The following is a 19,702-nucleotide window of genomic DNA, read 5'->3' as shown; positions in this document are numbered from 1 at the left end:
TTGATTTGATGGCTTTTCACTGTACGATTTTTACCAAGTCGTGCCAAGATCATCACGCGCCTTGCCTGCGCATACAATCCGAAAACGGCTACCGAGGTGCGGCAGTCACGCGCCAGACGGTGTTTCCAACATCGTCCGCAATCAACAAAGCACCGGCCTTGTCGACAGCAACGCCCACGGGCCGCCCATGTGCCTTGTTGTCATTGTCAAGGAAACCGGTGACGACGTCCTGAGGCTTGCCGTCGGGATGACCTCCATTGAACGGTATGAAAACGACCTTGTAGCCGTTGAAGCGCTTTCGGTTCCAGCTGCCATGTTCGCCGACAAACGCGCCGTTGCGATAGGATTCGGGCAGATTGGTGCCGGTGTAAAATGCCAGGCCCAGGGGCGCGACATGAGAACTCAGTGCATAGTCTGGGGGGATCGCCTTGGCGACCAGGTCCGGCCGCCGCGGCATCACCCGCGGATCGACATGCTGACCATAGTAGCTGTATGGCCAGCCATAAAACGCGCCGTCCTTGACCGAAGTCATGTAGTCGGGAACCAGATTGGGACCGAGTTCGTCGCGCTCGTTGATAACGGCCCAAAGGGCTCCGCTCTGCGGCTCCCAGCTCAAACCGTTGGGATTGCGCAGCCCGCTTGCGAAAATGCGCGAACGGCCTGTCGCCCTGTCGACCTCCCAGATGGCGGCGCGGTCCTTCTCCGCCTGGATGCCGTTCTCCGTGATGTTGCTGTTGGAGCCGACCCCGACATAAAGCAGCGATCCGTCCGGGCTGGCGACGAGAGACTTGGTCCAGTGGTGATCGATCGGACCGCCGGGCAGCGGCGTAAGCACGGTGCCAGGGGCGGTGATCTTGGTATCGCTTGGCGTGTAGGGATAGCGCACGATGGCATCCGTGTTGGCCACATAGAGGTCGTTGCCGACCAGAGCCACGCCGAAGGGCGAATTGAGATGGTCGAGGAAGACGTTCTGGAGATCGGGCACACCATCGCCGTTCGTATCGCGCAGCAAGGTTATGCGGTTGCTACCCTCGGTGCCGCCGCCTCCCGTCGCCATGGACTCGATCCAGCCCATGATCAGGTCCTTCGGGCGTTTGATAGCGGCGCCGGGCGGCGCCACGGACTCGACCACCAGAACGTCACCGTTCGGCAAGGTGTAGAGCGAGCGCGGATGCTTCAATCCCTTGGCGAATGCCTGGATCTGCAAACCCTTCGCAACCGTTGGTTTCTCGTCCTGTTTCCAGCCAATGATCGAAGCGACATGCATCGGCGGAACAAGATATTGCGTCGGTTCAGGCAGTGTCGGGTTCGGCCCGACCTGGCCGCTTGGGTCTGGGTCGTCGTCGCTACAGGCAGGCAATGCCAGAAGCGATCCGCACAGCAGACCTAACCCCACGGCACGCCGGATGTGTCTGTCGGAAACCTGCATGGCGCTCATTCGACCACCTCCCCGGGAGCGCGGCCCGTGCTCCATCGCAGCAGCCACACGAGAAGCAAGACGATCACGGCCGCTGCGGAGAGGATGAGCCCCGTCGGCACAACCGACGTCCAGGCATCACGGCTGTGCACCAGCGCGTTGAAGAACGAAAGGACAAGAACTACCAGGCTGCCGAGCAGATAGACCCAGCGCACTGGGAACATTCGACCGGTGAAGAGATCAACAAGGGCCGCAATTACCGCAAGCGCTCCCATCACCAGACCGGCTAACAACAGCCATGCGGAAAAATCGGTCCACATCATCTCCGCGGTCCGCCAATAGGCGAGGTCGGTCAGCAGCGTGCCGATGAAACAGGCATTGGCGATCGCCATTGGCGCCCGATAGATCGGGCGCCTGGTGACCACCGGCATCGATCGGGAATTGACCATGGATTTCTCCGCCCTGCTCCAGATAGCATCTGGGGCTCCAAACAAACCTGGAGTTGAGATGTTCCGGGAACAGTTTGCGTTCAAGGACTTGTGATTGCCTGACCGGTGTCGGCTATGAGCAGCGCCGGCGAGGTGCCGGCATGCGAAGGGACTACGGCTAACGTCGGCAACGTGACGGGGTAACGGCGCTCGGCCAGCGGCGGGAAGTTATGTTCTATCCCGAGAGTGCGATGCGCCAGGCTTGCGTGGCACCCCATCGGCGCAGACAAAGTTCAGCTTCGTACGTTTCTTACCAACAATTTGACCTTTGTTGTCGACCATCCCTTGATCACTAGATTGGCTAGGCGGCATCCCCATGCCGCAATGGCCGACGCGAGCTTAGGCAATGTGCCGTCAAACGGGCATTATCGCGTCGGCCATTCCCGCACCACAATCCGGCCTACCAACCCCGGCAATGGTGGCGGTCAGGTGGGCGGACGATCCTGCCTAGAAGGGTTCTTTGAACCGAGATCTCCGACCAGCCGACGGTATTGCAGTTCGGGAGGGCCGTAAGAGTCCCGTGCCAGCGTCATGAGACCTTTCCGATCCCGGATCGTGATTTCGCCGCGGCGGGCTCGGATGTAGCCATGGCTCTCGATTGTCTGAAGCCCCACGGTGACCCCCGGGCGCCTGACGCCCAGCATGACGGAAAGGAACTCGTGGGTTATCATAAGCCTGTCACCGACGGTCCGGTCGCTGCACATCAGAAGCCATCTCGCCAGCCGGACCTCAAGACTGTGCCGCGCGTTGATCGACGCGGTGTAGCTCGTCTGGATGTGGAGATACTGGACGTAGCGCAACAGGAACGGCCGTAAGGTAGGGCTGTCTTCCAAGGCTTCGACGAATGGCGCGGCGCTCATCCGCAGCGCTTCGCTCGTCGACTGGACGTAACAATCGAAGCTTGCCAGCTCGTCGCCCATGATCAGCGCCGAACCGGTCATGCCCTCAAAGCCGATTATTCCCACTTCTGCTTCCGCCGTCGCCGAAGCCTTGGCCACAACCGATGCGATGCCACTCTCCAAGAAATAGACCGCCTCGATCTTTTGGCCTTCGTTCTCCAACGGTGAGCGCAACTCCAGGAAAACACTCTTGAGATGTGGCCGCAGCCGCTCGAAATCGTCCGCGCTCATCCGGCGCAACAACTCGCTCCTGGCCTGCAGAACCTTGTGATCCACGAGATGCTCTCCACTTGGGCAAGAGCACTAGGATCTCTCGGCCGGCCGCGCCCCTCGAACGACGGTGGCAAAACATAGACTGTCCCACCCGGCCAGCACTAGGCGGGCGGCCGTGTCGGTATGAAACCGACAGTAGCTGCTGTGGACAAATCGCAGGTTTCGTCGGCTATCGATCCTTCGCCAGAAGGCGAGCTTCCCTGAGGATCGAGGAGCGGTCGAACCCTATCAACGATACTATGTCACGTATCTGCTGTTCGGTAGCGCCCGATTCCCGGGCAAGTGTACGCACGGCTTCGGCCGCTAGACCGGGGCGCTCAGGGTCTTTCGCCATGACATCCTAGCCTCACCCTGGGCAGGAGTGCGATGGTCGCTCCCAAGCGTCAATGCCCATACTGTGCTGCTGACGACCCCCTTTTTGTACGCCTTCGGACTGAACTTGGCGAATCAATTCGAACCGAGCCCGTTCTGGCGGTTTAACCGTGCCTGGTTGTCTTCGCCCAGAAGCTCTTTGCAGATGACATTCGCCGATTTTCAATCGGCATCAGCTCGGTGTGCAGTTCTGCTCCGAGGTGACGCGAATTTCGGACTGCAATGTCAGCCGGTCTCGGCAATATTCAGCACGGCGTCGATCTCGGCCATCACCGCTGCCGGCAGCGGCCCTTTTTCCAGCGCACCGAGATTGTCCTCGACCTGCTCGGGCCGCGTGAAACCGGGAACCGGCAAGGCAATTGCCGACTTGGCGAGGATCCAGCCGAGCGCGCCCTGGGCAAGCGTGCGTCCGCCCGAGGTGAGCAAGTCGCGGATTGCCGCGAGCCTTGACAGATAGTGCGGGTTGGCGGCGCCATCCCTGAAAAACACCATCCATTCGGCATTCCCGCCGCGCACGTCATCGGCGGGCAGCTTCATGGCCGGCGTGTATTTGCCGGTGAGCAGCCCCATTGCCAGCGGCAGCCGGCTGAACGAGACGAGGTTCTCGCGCGCCGCAACGGCCATCAGCTCGTTTGCCGGGGTAAACACATTGAAGTCATTCTCCACAGCCACGAAACCCTCGCGCGGCGCGTAGGCGGCAAGCCGTTCGTGGTGATCGGTGCTCCAGCCGAAGCCGCCGATCTTGCCCTCTTGGTGCAGCAGGCCGAGCGTATCGAACACCTCGCCGGCGCGCTCGATCGGGTACTCGTTGATGTGCAGCAGCGCGACGTCGATACAATCGCGCTTCAGCCGCTGCCGCGAATTGTCGATCGAAGTCCGGATCGCCGCGGCAGAGGCATCCTCGGGAGCGATCTTGCGCGTTTCGGGATCGCCGAAATAGCCGACCTTGGTGACGATGAGCGCTTCGTCCTTGCCCTTCAACGCCCGCCCAAGGATCAGCTCGGCATTGCCGGCGCCATAGGCGGCAGCCGTGTCGAACACTCGCGCGCCGATGTCATAGGCCATCGCCAACGCGGCTTGCGACCTGACGTCGTCGACCTCGCCATAGATGGTCGCCGTGTCATGCCAGCGCGCCGCGCCACCCGCCGCCCAGGTGCCGATGCCGATGCGCGGTACCGAGCGGCCATCCCAAAGCTTCATCATCTGCATGCCCGCCTCCATTGGCTCAACGACGCAGGCCGGCGTAGCGGGCACGCTCGCGGATTTCTTCGCGAGAAATGCCGGCATCCGCCAGCGTGCTGTCAGGGACATGCCGCAAGCTCGCAAGCGTCTGGCGATAGGCAAGCCAGCGGGCGAAGCGGTGTCGAAATTCATGCAACATGATCGTCTCCTTTGGCGCGCGGAATATCCCTCGCGCGTGGCTGATCGAAAGCGCAAAGCATCCGCGCCAAGCGCCTGCGCGATCGAAAGGGTTGCGCTGGCTTCTTGGCCAGCCGAGGCGCTTCTCATTGTTCCGCCAGGCAGGATTGTCCAACACCTCCAATGCCCGCATACTTGCGTGCGACGCCCGCTTCGCGCTACAGCCACGGTCGCAAGGAGTCTTTCATTTCTGCAAAATGGATATCGGCTGGGACGATCTGAGGTTATTTCTAGACGTTGCGCGGCTTGGTGGCTTGAGCGCGGCGACGGCAACCACGCGCCTCAGCGCGGCCACCCTTGGACGACGCGTCACCGCGCTCGAAAAGCAGATCGGCGAACCGCTGTTCGTGCGTCAGCAGACCGGCTACCGGCTGACCCCGGTCGGTGAAGAACTGCTGCGGCGCGCCGAAGATGTCGAGGCAGCGATGCAGTCGCTGACCCGCTGGCGGGAGGGAAGCCTGCCTGATCGCATTGTCCGCGTCTCGGCCGGGCCATGGACCTCGGCCTTCGTTTGCGCCCATATCGGCGATATCTGGACGGTCGATGACGGCATAAGGGTGGAGTTCGTCACCACCACCGACAGGGTCGATATCGGACGCCGTGCCGCCGACATCGGCATCCGCAGCGAGCGCCCGACCGAACAGTGGTTGGCCGGTCGCCAGAGCGGCAAGGTCGCCCACGCCATTTATTCCGGACGCCAGCTGATCAACGGCATCGCCGCCGGCTTGTTTGTCGGCGTCACCGGCGAAGGAGCAAACATTGCTTCGGCGCGCTGGCTGCAAGCCCATCATGGCGACCGCATCGCCGTGCGCGGCAACAACAGCCATTCGGTACGCGAACTGGTGGCCGCCGGCGCCGGCCTTTCGATTTTTCCGTGCTTCGTGGGTGACAGCGATCCGCGGCTGGTTCGCGTCGCTCAGCCTATCGCCGAACTCGAAACCGACCAATGGATCGTTACCCATCACGAGGAACGTCACTCCCCGCCGGTACGAAAAGTCGCCGACCGGATTACCGCCTTGATGCGGGCGCACCAGCCGCTGTTTCGCGGCAAGACGCCGATCCGGTAAGGCCAGCACGATGCCTCGGCCGCAGGAAGCCGTCAGGGTCTTGCGCTTCGCGATGTCTTCCCAGGCGTCATTTGCAGCACAATAGACAGCACAAAATGCGCGATCGCGTGGGATTTCGACATACGCGGCCGGGTTAGACAGTAAATTCAACTAATTAACGGAAACCCGATGGTACCGTTGGCTGGGATCGAACCAGCGACCTCCGGATCCACAATCCGGCGCTCTAACCATCTGAGCTACAACGGCACGTCTTAACGTTGGTAGCGGGATCGAGGTGGAAGGTTCATTCTCCGCGATCCGCTCTGTCGTTCGGCGATGCGTCCTTACGGGCTTATGAATTCTAATTCAAGGCTTTTGCAAAGCAAAGGCCACTTCCCCACAGCGGTGCACCTTTCGCCGGGCAAAGAAAAAGGCCGGCGGGAGGAGGTGCCGGCCTTTTCCTGTTACGAGCCAGCGGGAGGAGGTGCTGGCTGGTCACCCCGGAGGTGAAGGGAGGAGGTTCCACCCGCCGGGTATTCGCTTGACCGTCACTATCTCACATCTATTTGTCCGACAAAATGCGACCTTTTGTTGCATCCGCGGACGATGCGCAATTATTAGGCGGCCTTGATTTCCTTGATCGCCTTCTCGAAGGCGGTCTTGATCGGCTTCGAGACATCCTCGGCCGCCTTGGAGGCAACAGCCTGGAAGTCCTTGGCCTGCTCGACGGTCAGCTCGACGCGCTTGCGCAGGAAGGCGGTCTGCAGCTCGACGACTTCCGACAGCGACTTGGCGCCGATCAGGGCTTCGAGATGCGAGAAGCCGGCCTCGGCGTTGGCGCGCAGCGCCGCGATGGTCTTGAGCGACAGATCGCTGGAAACAGTCTTGGCGGTTTCATAGCTCGACTCCAGGGCCTTCTGGGTCTCCTCGGCGCCGGTCTTGAGCTTGGCGTAGGCCTCTTTCGACTGCTCAACGCCCTTTTCGGCGAAAGCGCGCATCTGGTCGGTGGCCTTGGAAGCGTCGAAGCTCGGGAATTCAACGTTTTCGATGGTCTCGGCAGTCTTGGTCCTGGACATTTTCCATCCTTTTCAGCGGCAGCGGCTTTGACAGAAAGCCGTCTCGTTCATGTATGATGGCAATATAAAGGCAATTTTTGTGCATTGCAATATCATTGTTGCAGTGCACAAAAAAATATTTTCGGCCGTTAACCAAACAGCCAAAATTCAGCCTTTGCACGTTCTGGCTTGTGGACCTTCGTGGCTGCGGCTTTTATTAACAAAGCGTTAACTGCAAATTCGCCGCTCCGTGAGGGTTCGCCAAGCGCATGCCGTCCGAATATTCCTTCCTTGACGTCGCCGTACTCGACGCGGTCCGCCAGCGGTTTGCCGCCGGCGACGCGATCGCGATCCTGTCGGTGGACCTCGAGCAGGTGATCTGGGCCAATGGGCCGGGCGCCGCCATCTTCGGTTATCCTGATATCGAAGCGATCATCGGCGCCTCGGCGCGGCTGCCGCTGATCGCGCGCCGTCAGATCATGGCGACCAGCAGTTTCCCGCAGATCGGCAGCGATCGCTCGATCACGGTGCGCCTGGCGACCGGCGTGACCAGCCGCGCCGTCGGCTTTCTTGCCAGTGCCGTGACGCTGCCCGATGGCGAGAATGCCATCATGCTGGCCGTGCCGGCGGCGCAGACCGGCTCGCGCAGTGCGGCCGAGATCGCCAGCCGGGCGATCAGTGGCTTGACCGAAGACGGCCATTTCATTGCCTTCATCGATGCCAAGGGCAATATCGAGTCCGCCTCGGAGGGATTTTCGGCGCTCGGCATCCAGCCCGCGACACTGGCGGCCCTGGTGGCCGACGTCGCGGCAGAGGGCGAGCGCATCGTCAAGCGCCTCGTTCCCGGCGGCAGGACCTCCTACCCGGCGGGCCTCGCCCGGCTGACGCCGGAGCGGCATCTATTGGTGGTGATCGACGAGGATCAACTGGAGGACAGCGCATCTGGCGCGGCGGCTTCGGCGGACGGCTTGCCCGCGGCAACGGAAAACCCTGCCAAGGAGATTGGCGGCACAATGGAGGCGGCGGAAACCGCCGCTGTAGAATCCGGGTCTCGGCAGGACAAGCAGCCGACAGCCGATGTTTCGCGGACAGAGGCGGTCGAACAGCCGACGGCGGCCAAAATGGAACAGGAGCCCGCCCCTTCCGAGCCCGTCGCTGGCGATATGCCGGAACAGGCAAAGCCGGAGATCGAGGAGCCGGCCGCGCCGGCACCGGTCGCCGCCGACAATGACCAACCGGCGGGCACGCCGGCACAGCACGATCATTGGTATTTCAATGCCGGAGAAGACGACGCGGAACCGAAAAGCGTGGCCGAGGCGGCCGGCACCGAGGCTTCGGCGGACAGCGTGAAGCAGGACGAGGTCGCCTCCCCGGCAGCTCCGACTACAGCTTCGGCCACCCGGACGATAGACCGCTCGGCGGCACCGATACGTTTTGTCTGGCGTACCGACGCCGAGGGCAAGTTCAGCGCGCTGTCACCGGAATTCGCCGATGTCGTCGGTCATCCGGCCGCCGACGTGATCGGCCGACGCTTCAGGGATGTCGCGGCGGCTTTCGGCCTTGATGCGTCCGGCGAGATTGCCGGCCTGCTGGAGCGGCGCGACACCTGGTCCGGCCGCTCGGTGCTGTGGCCCGTCGTCGGCACCGACCTGAAGGTCCCGGTCGACCTGGCGGCATTGCCCGTCTATGGCCGCAGCCGCGCCTTCGAAGGCTTCCGCGGCTTCGGCGTAGCGCGAACCGGGGATGCGGTGGTCGATCCGGAAGCGATCGGCATGGCATTGGTGCCCAATGGCGAGATGCCGGGGGCACAGAAACCGGAGGCCGTGGAGACACTGCCTGAGGAGCCGAAGGCTGAAGAGCCAAAGGCATCGGATCCGTTCAAGGGCGAAGTGCCGGCGCTGACGATAGTACCCAAACCGGAGCGGCGCTTCGCCGACAAGGTCATCCGGCTGGCCGAACACCGGCAGCCGGCCAACGACAAGGGGCTGTCAACGCTGGAGCGCAGCGCGTTCCGCGAGATCGGCGAGCGTCTGAAGAAAGAAAGTTCCACGGCAGAGCCGCCGGCGGCCAAACCAGCCGAGCCGGCAAGGCAAGCGGAACCAGGTGCCGGAACAGGCTCTTTGCCGGAGCCGCACGACGCGACCAAACCCGCGACCGATACGAAACCGCCGGTGGACATCGCCACCCCGGATGCCGAGCCAACAAATTCGACCCAGGAACCAGTGACCGGCCCGGCGCATGAGATGGCAGCGCCCGATGCTGAAGACAAGCCGGGTGCGGGCGAACCTTCCCCGGGCGATGCCGAGGATCAGAGGGATCTGGCGCGGCTCGACGGTGCGCAGCCGGACCAGGTCGAACAACAGGCGCCGAGCTCCGAATCCCCGCCGCCGAGGGCTTCGGGCTCCCTGCTCGACTATGCCGATAAGGAGGACGAGCCTGCCCGTACCGCCGACGGCAGCGACGAGGCGTCAGCGCCCGAGGCACAGGAGATAATCGGGGATGGCGAGGCGGCAGCGCAGGCAGGACCTGCCAAGGCACCGCCGGCCGATGACGACAGCATGACGTCAGACGATTTTCGCGACGCCGAGGACGATGAGGACTGGGCCGGCGAGGAAACGATTGCGACCACCGGCGGAACCGGCGGCAGGCATGAGGCGACCGAGACATTTGCCGAGCGGCCGCGCCTGCAGGTGCCGCCGCTCAAAACCGAAGGGTTCATGCCGTCGGCTTTTTCCGCCGGCACCGAAAACAAGACGCCGGATACATCGCTGCTCGGCAAGCTGCCGGTGCCGCTCATCATCCATTCGGGCGACCAGTTGCACTATGCAAACGAGGAATTCCTCGATCTGACCGGGTACGCGACACTGGAGGACCTGGAGGATGCGGGCGGCCTCGGCGCTCTGTTCGCCGACCCTTATGCCGATGACGACGCCTCCGATGGCAGCGACCGGGCGCTGCGGCTGAAGACGCGCGATGGACAGGAATTCCCTATCGACGCCATCCTGCGCTCCGTGCCCTGGCGCGACGGCAAGGCCCTGATGCTGGTCGTGCGCCGCTCCGGCGAGGATGATGCGCCTGTGGCCCTGCACGTGATCGGCGAGGAGCCAACGCAGCCCGATATTTCAGAGCTCAAGGCACGCATCGCCGAGATGCGCACCATCATCGACACCGCCACAGACGGGGTCGTGCTGATCGGCAGCGACGGCACCATCCGTTCGATCAGCCGCCCGGCCGAAGCGCTGTTCGGTTTCGACAGCGACGAGGTGACCGGCAAGCCGTTCGCCTCGCTGTTTGCGATCGAGAGCCAGCGCGCGGCGCGCGACTATCTCACTGGCCTGTTGGAGCCTGGCGTGGCGAGCGTCTTGAATGATGGCCGCGAGGTGATCGGCCGCGAAGCACAGGGGCGCTTCATCCCGCTGTTCATGACCATCGGCCGGCTGCCCAACGACAGCGGCTTCTGCGCCGTGGTGCGCGACATCACGCAGTGGAAGCGAGCCGAGGAGGACCTCACCCAGGCGCGTGCGGTGGCCGAACGCGCTTCCTCGCAGAAGACCGATTTCCTCGCCCGCATCAGCCACGAGATTCGCACACCGCTCAACGCCATCATCGGTTTTTCCGAACTGATGGTCGACGAGAAGTTCGGGCCAGTCGCCAATGACCGCTACCGCGACTATCTGCGCGACATCAACCGCTCGGGCAACCACGTGCTCGATCTGGTCAATGACCTCCTGGACATCTCGAAGATCGAGGCCGGCCAGCAGGAAATGGCTTATGAGGCGGTGTCGCTCAACGATACGCTGGCCGAAACCGTGGCGATGATGCAGCCGCAGGCCAACCGCGAACGGGTCATCATCCGCTCCAGCTTCGCCTCACGGCTGCCGGAAGTGGTGGCCGACCTGCGCAGCGTGCGCCAGATCGCGCTCAACATCCTGTCCAACGCCGTCCGCTATACCCAGGCCGGCGGCCAGGTGATCGTCTCGACCGCCTACGAGACCTCGGGCGATGTCGTCATGCGGGTGCGTGACACCGGCATCGGCATGAGCCAGTCCGAGATCGAGCAGGCGCTGAAGCCATTCAAGCAGATCAACGCCCTGAAGCGCGGGCGCGGCGACGGCACCGGCCTTGGCCTGCCGCTGACCAAGGCGATGGTGGAAGCCAACCGTGCCCGCTTCACCATCAATTCGACGCCCGGCGAAGGCACGCTGGTGGAGGTTGCGTTCCCCTCGACCCGGGTGCTGGCGGAATAACAAGCCCAAAAGAAAAGGCGTCCAAAGGACGCCTTAAGAGATGAGATTGCTGTCACAACGGGGGCTTGAGCTGAATTCAGATCCTCGGGGGCTGAGGAACGGGATTTCTCCCTCAAGTTACATCCGACTATCGAGGCCGGGCCTTAACAAGTCCTTACCGGGTCGCCAAAAAATTTACGAATGTGTACCACTCGTGAAATCTAGGTAAATTCGCGCGACATATTTCGTTAACCATGCCGGTCACTCGGCGAGTTGCGGCAGGTTCCTGAACAGTTCCAGCGCTTCCGGGTTGGCGAGCGCTTCCCTATTTTTGATGGCACGGCCGTGCACGACGTCGCGCACGGCGAGTTCGGTGATCTTGCCCGACTTGGTGCGGGGAATATCCGATACGGCGACGATTCTGGCCGGAACGTGGCGAGGGCTGGCGCCGCTGCGTATCTTGGCGCGGATGCGTTTTTCCAGGTCTTCGTCCAATTGGACACCCGCGGCCAGCCGCACGAACAGCACGACGCGCACGTCATTGTCGAAATCCTGGCCGATGCACAGCGCTTCCAGGATTTCCGGCATCTGTTCGACCTGATTGTAGATTTCCGCCGTGCCGATGCGCACGCCACCTGGATTGAGCGTCGCGTCCGAGCGGCCGTGGATGACCATGCCACCATGATCGGTCCATTCGGCGAAATCGCCATGACACCAGACATTGTCGAAACGCTCGAAATAGGCCGCCTGGTATTTCTTGCCGTCGGGATCGTTCCAGAAGCCGATCGGCATGGACGGGAAAGCCCTGGTGCAAACCAGTTCTCCCTTCTCCTGCCTGACCGGCTTGCCGTCATCGTCCCAGACATCGACGGCGAGGCCGAGGCCCGGCCCCTGTATCTCCCCGGTCCAGACCGGCTCGATCGGCACGCCGAGGACGAAGCAGGAGACGATGTCCGTGCCTCCGGAAACCGAGGCCAGATGCACGTCCTTCTTGATGCCGTCATAGACGAAGCGGAAATCCTCGGGGGAAAGCGGCGACCCGGTGGAGGAGATGGCGCGCACCGTCGACAGATCATGGCTGCGGATCGGCTTGAGGCCGGCCTTGCGCACGGAATCGATGAACTTGGCCGACGTGCCGAAGAAGGTCATCTTCTCGGCATCGGCGAAATCGAACAGCACGTTGCCGTCGGGGTGGAAGGGAGAGCCGTCATAAAGCAGCAGCGTGGCGCCGGAGGCCAGACCCGATACCAGCCAGTTCCACATCATCCAGCCGCAGGTCGTGAAATAGAAGAAGCGGTCGCCGTCGCCGAGGCCGGCATGCAGCCGGTGTTCCTTGACATGCTGGATCAGCGTGCCGCCGGCCGAATGGACGATGCATTTGGGAATGCCGGTGGTGCCGGACGAAAACAGGATGTAGAGCGGATGCGAAAATGGCAGCCGCTCGAAGATGACGGGTTTGACGGCGAAGGGCGACAGCGCCTCCTCCATCGCCACCGCCTTGTCGATGGTATCAGCAACATCGGCGGAGGTGCCGAGATAGTCGACGAGCAGGACCTTGCGGACGCTGCCGAGCTTGGCCGCGACCGCCTTGACCTTGTCGGCGACCTCGATCGCCTTGCCATTGTACCAATAGCCGTCTGGCGCGATGAAGATGACAGGTTCGATCTGGCCGAACCGGTCGAGCACGCCCTGCTCGCCGAAATCGGGAGAACAGGATGACCACACCGCACCGATCGAGGCGGCGGCCAGCATGGCGGCGACGGCTTCGGGCATGTTGGGTATCATCGCAGCGATACGGTCACCCTTCTTCACCTTGAGCGACAGGAAGAGCTGCTGCAGGCGCGAGACCAGGCCGTGCAGTTCGTTCCACGACAGCCGCCTCTCGACCTTGTCCTCGCCGCGGAAGACGATTGCCTCGCCGGCACCGGTTTTTTTCAGAAGGTTCTCGGCGAAATTCAGCGACGCGTCGGGGAAGAAAGAAGCGCCGGGCATCTTCTCGCCATCGAGCAGCAGTCGTTCGCCCTTGTCGCCTTCAAGACCGCAGAAATCCCAGACAAGATCCCAGAAAGATTCCCGGTTCTCGACCGACCAGCGGTGAAGGTCGGCGTAGGATGAAAATGGACTGCCGGTATTCGCTGCCGCAACCTTCATGAAGACGGTCAAGGGCGAGGCATCGATCCGGTCTTGCGTCGGGGTCCAGAGCGGTACTTCGCCAGCCATGATCGATCCTCCCAAGGTCGTCATCGCTTATGCATATCGCAGCGCAGCAGAGCAAGATTTTGTTGGGCTGACGCGGTCAGGTGTGCGCAAATGCCATCGCCGGGCCATAAAGACTTGAAATGCGTCAGCCCTAAGTCGTAGTGACGACAGGGGTTACACCCGTCGGACGATCGTTTTTGTCGGAATGGAAGCATACGGGGCTATATGCCATCATCCTTGATCCGCCGCGGAGTATGGGCGATCGGCGCTGCCGCGATCGTCATCGCTCTGGTGGTCGCGGCCCTGCCGCTGATTGCCTCGACGCGGATCGTGCGTGACCGCATCGCCTGGGAATTGAGCGCCTGGAGCGGCTTTCGGGTTGCCATCGAGGGGTCGCCGCGCATCGAGGTCTGGCCGAAATTCCGCGCGATCCTGACCGATGTGACGCTGTCGAAGTGGACGGATGCCGATGCGCCGCCCGTCGTCGAAGCCGAACGGGTCGAGGTCGACCTCTCGGCGATGGCGGCATTGCAGGGCGATGTGGTGTTTTCCACGGCACGGCTGGTGCGGCCGACGATCCGGGTCCAACGCACGGCGGGCGGGCTATTCCTGCCCACGGCGCCGACCGGCGGGCGCATCGCGCGCTCCATCGACGCGGCCCGTGGCCTGGTCAACGCGGACCCCGCCAAGCCCGACCTGGACAAGCTGCCCGACGACACTTTCGGAACCGTGGAGTTCAGGGATGGCCGCATGGTGGCGTCCGTCAAAGGCAAGGATGTGGAGATCCTGAGCAGTCTTAGCGGCCAGGCTACTTGGGCGGCGATGAACAGCAATGCGACATTGTCCGCGACCGGGATCTGGCGCGGCGAAAGTGTGACCGTGGATGCCGCCTCGCCGAGACCCCTGGTGCTGTTTGCCGGGGGCATGGCACCCCTCACTTTGTCCTTCAAGGCAGCGCCCGCCACCTTCTCCTTCGACGGCACGGCCAACATGTCCGAAAAAGCCTATTTCGATGGCCAGGTGAAATTCGCGGCGCCCTCGCTGCGCCGCGTGCTGGAATGGTCGCAGACCGGCATCGCGCCGAGCGCGGCGATCGGCTCGGTCAGCATTTCGAGCAAGGTCACGGCGTCGGCCGGCCGCGTCAAATTTGAAAACACGGCGCTGGCGCTGGACAACAACCCGGGCATGGGCGCGCTGGACCTGGCGCTTGGCGAGACGCAACCGGTGATCTCGGGCACACTTGCCTTCGACACGCTCGACCTCAGGTCGTTTCTGTCCGCCTTCACGTCGCTGGGACCGGCGAGCAGCGGCGAGCCGGGTCAGGTCGACACGAGTTTCGCCGATCGGGTCAATCTAGATCTCAGGCTGTCGGCGGCCCGTGCCACGGCGGGGAGTATCCAGCTTGCCGATGTCGCGGCCACCGCCCAGGTCAAGGACGGTCTTTCCGTCTTCGACATCTCCGACGCCTCGGCTTTTGGCGGCAACATCCAGACCAGCCTTCGTTTCGACCGAAAACCCGAGGGCACCCAGGTCGAAATCCGGCTGCTGGCCTCCGACGTCGATGGTGGCGCGTTCGGTACCGCGGCCGGGATGACCCGGCTGGTGCCGGTCGGCACCGGCACCGTTTCGGTCATCCTCAAGGGACCGGGAAGGACCTGGGATTCGATCTTTGAAAACGCCGACGGCTCGGTCTCGGCGACCTTCGGCCCTGGCGCGCTCAGCAAGTTCAACCTGCCGGCCTTTCTCAAGCATACCGAACAGGGCGGCTTCTTCGCGCTCGACGATGTCTCGGACGGGACGCTGCCCATCGATGGCGCCGAAGTGAAGGCAACCATTTCGAGAGGTGTGGCCAGACTCGACAAGGCGGAGGCCAATTCGGCGAAATACAAGATCTGGCTTTCCGGCATCGCATCCTACGCAGGACGCGGACTGGCGCTGTCGGGCGGCGTCATCCAGCCGGATCAGCCAGCAACGCAAAAGAACGGCCAGCAGGGGCCCAACCAGTCGTCGTTTTTCGTCGGCGGAACGTGGAGCACGCCGTTCATTTCACCCATCAGCCGTGGCGTTTCGGGCGAATAACGCCTTGCGCCCGAAGCGCCGCTCCTAACCGCGTTGCGCGGCCCGCTCATCAAGCTGCCGCTGCACCTCGCGCCGCTTGTTGGCGACCGAAGCGATGATCACGCCAACCGTGACGATCGCGATCAGGAGGGTGCAGGCGGCATTGATCTCCGGCGTCACGCCGAGGCGGACCTGGCTGTAGATCTTCATCGGCAGCGTGGTGGCGCCAGGGCCCGAAGCAAAGCTGGCGATGACCAGGTCGTCCAGTGACAGCGTGAAGGCCAGCATCCAGCCGGACACGATCGCCGGCAGAATGACTGGCAGCGTGATCTGGAAGAAGGTCTTCACAGGCGGTGCGCCAAGATCCATGGCGGCTTCTTCCAGCGAGCGATCGAAGCTGACAAGCCGCGACTGCACGACCACCGCGACAAAGCACATTGTGAAGGTGATATGCGCGAGGATCACGGTCGTCATGCCGCGATCCATGCCGATGGCGACAAACAGCAGGAGCAGCGACAGGCCGGTAATGACATCAGGCATGACCAATGGTGCGAAGATCATGCCGGAGAACAGGACCCTGCCCCGGAAGCGTGTGTAGCGGGTCAGCGCCAGGGCCCCCATGGTGCCGAGAACCGTGGCCACCGTCGCTGAAATCAGACCGACGCGGATGGTCACCCACGCGGCGTCCATCAGGCCCTGATTGTGGAACAGCGATACGTACCATTTGGTGGAAAAGCCGCCCCAGACTGTGACGAGCTTGGACTCGTTGAAGGAGAAGACGACGAGCAGCACGATCGGCAGATAGAGAAAGGCAAAACCGAGCGTGATCGACGTGATGTTGAAGCGGCTCCAGGTGGTGTTCATTTGTCCTGCTCCTGCGCGCGGGCCTGGGCATGCTGGAACAAGACGATCGGTACGATCAGCAGCAACAGCAGGATGACGGCAACGGCCGACGACACCGGCCAGTCACGATTGGCGAAGAACTCGTTCCACAGTGTCTTGCCGATCATCAGCGTCTGCGAGCCGCCGAGCAGGTCGGGGATGACGAATTCGCCGACGGCCGGGATGAACACCAGCAGGCAGCCGGCAATGACGCCGGGCAGCGACAGCGGAAAGGTGATCTTCCAGAAGGCAGCGGTCGGCGGACAGCCGAGATCCTTGGCCGCCTCGATCAGGGAGTAGTCCATCTTTTCCAGCGACGAATAAAGCGGTAGCACCATGAACGGCAGGTAGGAATAGACGATGCCGATGAAGATGGCCGTGTAGGTGTTGAGGATCACCAGCGGCTGATTGATGACGTGCAGCGACAAGAGCAACTGGTTGAGCAGGCCCTCGGGCTTCAGAATACCGATCCAGGCATAGACGCGGATCAGGAACGACGTCCAGAACGGCAGGATGACCAGCATCAGCAATGTCGGGCGGATCGTGGCCGGAGCGCGCGCCATGCCATAGGCGATGGGATAGCCAACCAGCAAGGTCAACCCCGTGGAGATGGCAGCGATGACGACGCTGGTGAGGTAGGCCTTGAAATAGAGTGCGTCCTGCGTCAGCCAGACATAATTGTCGAAGTTGAGGTCGCGAAAGCCGGCGAAGAAACCGGAAACGCCGTCCCTGAAATCGAGCACCGGCGTATAGGGCGGCATGGCGATAGCCGTCTGCGACAGCGAGATCTTGAAGACGATAACGAAGGGGATGAGAAAAAAGAACAGCAGCCAGAGATAGGGAACGATGATGACGAGCCGGCTGACGAAGCCGGCACCCAAACGCGTCAGGAACGGATTGGCGGCAGTCGATGGCGCAGCGGCATCGGCGACGGCGGTATTGGACATGCCCGCCCCTACCTTGCCAGCACGACGCCGGCGTCGGGCCGGAAGGACACCCAGGCACGGTCGTTCCAGGTCAGCGGATCCTCGGTCACACGAGCCGCGTTCATGGCGCTTGCCCGCACGATCTGCCCGTCATCCAGCCTGACGTGATAGACGGTCATGTCGCCGAGATAGGCGATGTCGTAAACCTCTCCCTCCAGCGCGTTGACGGCATCGGCCGGCTTCTTCGACGAAACCCTGATCTTTTCCGGCCTGATGGCGAAGATGATGTCGGCGCCTGTTGCGGCGGCGCCATTCTCGACGACGATCTGGGCTCCGGTCGCGCCGGTGATGTGTGTTGTCTTGTCGGTGCGCTCGGCAACCTTGCCCTCGAACATATTCACGTTGCCGACGAAATGAGCGACGAAGCGCGACGTCGGAGCCTCGTAAACCTCCGCCGGTGTCGCAACCTGCATCACCTCGCCCTTGTCCATGATGGCGATGCGATCGGCCATCGTCATCGCCTCTTCCTGGTCATGGGTGACGACGACGAAGGTGAGACCAAGCTCCTGCTGCAGATCCATCAGTTCGAACTGGGTTTCCTCGCGCAGTTTCTTGTCGAGCGCGCCGAGCGGCTCGTCGAGCAGCAGCACCTTCGGTCGCTTGGCGACCGAGCGGGCAAGCGCGACGCGCTGGCGCTGGCCGCCGGAGAGCTGGTGCGGCTTGCGCTTGGCGAACTGCTCGAGCTTGACCAGCTTAAGCATGTCGGCGACGCGCTTTTCGATATCGGGCTTCGGCATGCCCTCCTGCTTGAGGCCGAAGGCGATGTTGTTCTCGACCGTCATATGCGGGAACAGGGCATAGGACTGGAACATCATGTTGACCGGCCGGCGATAGGGCGGAATGCCGCGCAGATCCTGACCATCGAGCAGGATGCGACCGGCTGTCGGTTCCTCGAAGCCGGCAAGCATCCTGAGCAGCGTCGACTTTCCGCAACCCGAGGCGCCGAGCAACGCGAAGAATTCACGCTCGAAAATGGTCAGCGACAGATTGTTGACGGCGGTGAAGTCGCCGAACCTCTTGGTGACGCCGTCGAACTGAATATATGGCTTGGCCTTCGGGTCGTTCCATGGCGCGAAGTCCCTGCGGATGCTGCCAAGCGATTTCATATCCCCACTCCGTACTTTTTATTCCTCAAAAGAAATCGACCCCGGCAGTTGGCTGCCGGGGTCGCGTCGGATTGCCTACTGGCCGGTGACGATCTTGGTCCAGCTGCGCGTGATGATGCGCTGCGTCTTGGGATCGTAAGGCTGGACGGTATAGAGCTTCTGCAAGGTCGCGGCGTCCGGATAGACCGAGGGATCGTCGAGCAGCGCCTTGTCGACGAACTGCTGCGATGCCTTGTTGCCGTTGGCATAAAGGACATAGTTCGACGACTTGGCGATCACTTCCGGCGTCATCATGTAGTTGATGAATTCAAGCGCCTCGGCGACGTGCGGCGCGTCGGCGGGGATCGCCATCTGATCGAACCACATCTGGGCGCCTTCCTTCGGCACGGAATAGCCGATTTCCACGCCTTGCTTGGCCTCGACCGCGCGGTTGCGAGCCTGGAACACGTCACCCGACCAGCCGACCGCCAGGCAGATGTCGCCATTGGCAAGTGCGTTGATGTATTCGGACGAGTGGAACTTCCTGATATAGGGACGGACCTTGAGAAGAGCTTCCTCGGCCTTGGCGATATCGTCGGGCGAGGTGCTGTTGGGGTCCAGACCGAGATATTTCAGCGCCGCCGGCAGGATGTCGGATGGAGAATCCAGCACATAGACGCCACAATCCTTCAATTTGGCCAGGCTGTCCGGATTGAAGAAAGCATCCCAGCTGTCGATCTTGTCGGTGCCGAGCGCTGCCTGCACTTTCTTGGTGTTGTAACCGATGCCGACCGTGCCCCACATGTAATTGACCGAGTATTCGTTACCGGGGTCGTATTTGGCGGTGCGCTCCGTAACTGTATCCCACATGTTGGCGAGGTTCGGCAGCTTCGACTTGTCGAGCTTCTGAAACACACCGGCCTGGATCTGGCGAGCCAGGAAATTGCCGCTCGGCACGACGACGTCGTAGCCGCTGCCGCCGGCGAGCAGTTTGGTTTCGAGGATTTCGTTGGAATCGAAGGTATCGTAAACGACCTTGATACCGGTCTTCTTGGTGAAATCGTCGATGATCGAACTGTCGATATAATCCGACCAGTTGAAGACGTTGACGACGCGGTCCGCGGCGTGACCGGCGGGCGTCAAAAGCGCCAGAAATACCGAGGTTGCCGAAAGCCAGAGCGCTTTGCGGATCATGCTATTCTCCTTTGGTGAGTGTTCCATTGCCGGCGCGTCGCGACATGCCGCGCTGCCGGGCATTTTGCTTCAGACTATTGAGCTTTCCAGAGGCCGACAAGCG

The 19,702-nt window shown here is 62.3% G+C and carries 14 protein-coding genes and 1 tRNA gene; 3 read left to right on the top strand and 12 right to left on the bottom strand.

Annotation, left to right across the window (positions count from 1 at the left end):
- Positions 1 to 88: 88 nt before the first annotated feature.
- The 5 genes from FJ960_RS09580 to FJ960_RS09560 form a co-directional block, all read right to left on the bottom strand.
- Complete coding sequence (locus FJ960_RS09580) at positions 89 to 1,438, bottom strand: sorbosone dehydrogenase family protein (protein WP_181174193.1); 1,350 nt, start codon at positions 1,436 to 1,438, stop codon at positions 89 to 91.
- A complete protein-coding gene (locus FJ960_RS09575) occupies positions 1,435 to 1,866 on the bottom strand; it encodes a DUF2231 domain-containing protein (RefSeq protein ID WP_051442742.1) in 432 nt (143 codons plus the stop codon). The genes FJ960_RS09580 and FJ960_RS09575 overlap by 4 nt, the downstream gene beginning before the upstream one ends.
- A 464-nt stretch (positions 1,867 to 2,330) precedes the next feature.
- Entirely contained in the window at positions 2,331 to 3,035 is a 705-nt protein-coding gene (locus FJ960_RS09570) for a Crp/Fnr family transcriptional regulator (protein ID WP_246672683.1), read from the bottom strand.
- A 639-nt stretch (positions 3,036 to 3,674) separates the two neighbouring features.
- The gene (locus FJ960_RS09565) at positions 3,675 to 4,658 is read right to left on the bottom strand and encodes an aldo/keto reductase (RefSeq protein ID WP_246672681.1); all 984 of its coding nucleotides are present in this window, start codon (positions 4,656 to 4,658) and stop codon (positions 3,675 to 3,677) included.
- A 16-nt stretch (positions 4,659 to 4,674) separates the two neighbouring features.
- Entirely contained in the window at positions 4,675 to 4,830 is a 156-nt protein-coding gene (locus tag FJ960_RS09560; protein WP_140713440.1) for a DUF1127 domain-containing protein, read from the bottom strand.
- On the opposite strand from FJ960_RS09560, the gene FJ960_RS09555 reads away from it, so the two are divergent.
- Entirely contained in the window at positions 4,829 to 5,935 is a 1,107-nt protein-coding gene (locus tag FJ960_RS09555; protein WP_140713438.1) for a LysR family transcriptional regulator, read from the top strand. The two genes, FJ960_RS09560 and FJ960_RS09555, sit on opposite strands and share 2 nt — an antisense overlap.
- A 169-nt stretch (positions 5,936 to 6,104) precedes the next feature.
- Here FJ960_RS09555 and FJ960_RS09550 read toward each other — a convergent pair.
- Together FJ960_RS09550 and FJ960_RS09545 are read right to left on the bottom strand one after the other, a co-directional pair.
- Positions 6,105 to 6,181, bottom strand: a tRNA-His gene (locus FJ960_RS09550).
- Positions 6,182 to 6,531: 350 nt separating this feature from the next.
- Positions 6,532 to 6,990 carry a phasin gene (locus FJ960_RS09545; protein ID WP_140713436.1) on the bottom strand — a complete coding sequence of 153 codons (459 nt, stop codon included), beginning with the start codon at positions 6,988 to 6,990 and terminating at the stop codon, positions 6,532 to 6,534.
- Between the two features lie 248 nt (positions 6,991 to 7,238).
- Here FJ960_RS09545 and FJ960_RS09540 point away from each other — a divergent pair, with 248 nt between their 5' ends.
- Positions 7,239 to 11,216, top strand: a complete 3,978-nt coding sequence (locus FJ960_RS09540; RefSeq protein WP_140713434.1) for a PAS domain S-box protein — start codon at positions 7,239 to 7,241, stop codon at positions 11,214 to 11,216.
- Between the two features lie 240 nt (positions 11,217 to 11,456).
- Here FJ960_RS09540 and FJ960_RS09535 read toward each other — a convergent pair whose 3' ends face one another.
- Positions 11,457 to 13,415, bottom strand: a complete 1,959-nt coding sequence (locus FJ960_RS09535; RefSeq protein ID WP_140713432.1) for an acetoacetate--CoA ligase — start codon at positions 13,413 to 13,415, stop codon at positions 11,457 to 11,459.
- A 204-nt stretch (positions 13,416 to 13,619) separates the two neighbouring features.
- Between FJ960_RS09535 and FJ960_RS09530 the strand changes: the two genes are divergently transcribed.
- Entirely contained in the window at positions 13,620 to 15,473 is a 1,854-nt protein-coding gene (locus FJ960_RS09530) for an AsmA family protein (RefSeq protein WP_140713430.1), read from the top strand.
- A 24-nt stretch (positions 15,474 to 15,497) separates the two neighbouring features.
- Here FJ960_RS09530 and FJ960_RS09525 read toward each other — a convergent pair whose 3' ends face one another.
- From FJ960_RS09525 to FJ960_RS09510, 4 genes are all read right to left on the bottom strand, one after another.
- Positions 15,498 to 16,316: an ABC transporter permease subunit gene (locus FJ960_RS09525; RefSeq protein WP_015316315.1), complete on the bottom strand. Its 819-nt coding sequence runs from the start codon at positions 16,314 to 16,316 to the stop codon at positions 15,498 to 15,500.
- Positions 16,313 to 17,281 (bottom strand): ABC transporter permease subunit, encoded by a 969-nt coding sequence (locus FJ960_RS09520; RefSeq protein ID WP_140713428.1) that lies wholly within the window; start codon positions 17,279 to 17,281, stop codon positions 16,313 to 16,315. The genes FJ960_RS09525 and FJ960_RS09520 overlap by 4 nt, the downstream gene beginning before the upstream one ends.
- An 8-nt stretch (positions 17,282 to 17,289) precedes the next feature.
- Positions 17,290 to 18,426: an ABC transporter ATP-binding protein gene (locus tag FJ960_RS09515; protein ID WP_140713426.1), complete on the bottom strand. Its 1,137-nt coding sequence runs from the start codon at positions 18,424 to 18,426 to the stop codon at positions 17,290 to 17,292.
- A 75-nt stretch (positions 18,427 to 18,501) separates the two neighbouring features.
- On the bottom strand, positions 18,502 to 19,599 hold the full coding sequence (locus FJ960_RS09510) for a polyamine ABC transporter substrate-binding protein (protein WP_140713424.1): 1,098 nt from the start codon (positions 19,597 to 19,599) through the stop codon (positions 18,502 to 18,504).
- Positions 19,600 to 19,702: the final 103 nt, after the last annotated feature.

The organism is Mesorhizobium sp. B2-3-11, assembly GCF_006442215.1.
GTDB lineage: Bacteria > Pseudomonadota > Alphaproteobacteria > Rhizobiales > Rhizobiaceae > Mesorhizobium > Mesorhizobium salmacidum.
The sequence above is the reverse complement of the archived record's forward strand: the minus strand, read 5'-3'. Positions and strand labels throughout refer to the sequence as shown.

Excerpts from the sequence above, each read along its gene's own strand:
- FJ960_RS09510 (WP_140713424.1), bottom strand. The coding sequence starts at position 19,599 with ATGATCCGCAAAGCGCTCTGGCTTTCGGCAACCTCGGTATTTCTGGCG.
- FJ960_RS09570 (WP_246672683.1), bottom strand. The coding sequence starts at position 3,035 with ATGAGCGCGGACGATTTCGAGCGGCTGCGGCCACATCTCAAGAGTGTT.
- FJ960_RS09515 (WP_140713426.1), bottom strand. The coding sequence starts at position 18,426 with ATGAAATCGCTTGGCAGCATCCGCAGGGACTTCGCGCCATGGAACGAC.
- FJ960_RS09520 (WP_140713428.1), bottom strand. The coding sequence starts at position 17,281 with ATGTCCAATACCGCCGTCGCCGATGCCGCTGCGCCATCGACTGCCGCC.
- FJ960_RS09560 (WP_140713440.1), bottom strand. The coding sequence starts at position 4,830 with ATGTTGCATGAATTTCGACACCGCTTCGCCCGCTGGCTTGCCTATCGC.
- FJ960_RS09530 (WP_140713430.1), top strand. The coding sequence starts at position 13,620 with ATGCCATCATCCTTGATCCGCCGCGGAGTATGGGCGATCGGCGCTGCC.
- FJ960_RS09565 (WP_246672681.1), bottom strand. The coding sequence starts at position 4,658 with ATGCAGATGATGAAGCTTTGGGATGGCCGCTCGGTACCGCGCATCGGC.
- FJ960_RS09535 (WP_140713432.1), bottom strand. The coding sequence starts at position 13,415 with ATGGCTGGCGAAGTACCGCTCTGGACCCCGACGCAAGACCGGATCGAT.
- FJ960_RS09540 (WP_140713434.1), top strand. The coding sequence starts at position 7,239 with ATGCCGTCCGAATATTCCTTCCTTGACGTCGCCGTACTCGACGCGGTC.
- FJ960_RS09525 (WP_015316315.1), bottom strand. The coding sequence starts at position 16,316 with ATGAACACCACCTGGAGCCGCTTCAACATCACGTCGATCACGCTCGGT.
- FJ960_RS09575 (WP_051442742.1), bottom strand. The coding sequence starts at position 1,866 with ATGGTCAATTCCCGATCGATGCCGGTGGTCACCAGGCGCCCGATCTAT.
- FJ960_RS09580 (WP_181174193.1), bottom strand. The coding sequence starts at position 1,438 with ATGAGCGCCATGCAGGTTTCCGACAGACACATCCGGCGTGCCGTGGGG.
- FJ960_RS09555 (WP_140713438.1), top strand. The coding sequence starts at position 4,829 with ATGATCGTCTCCTTTGGCGCGCGGAATATCCCTCGCGCGTGGCTGATC.
- FJ960_RS09545 (WP_140713436.1), bottom strand. The coding sequence starts at position 6,990 with ATGTCCAGGACCAAGACTGCCGAGACCATCGAAAACGTTGAATTCCCG.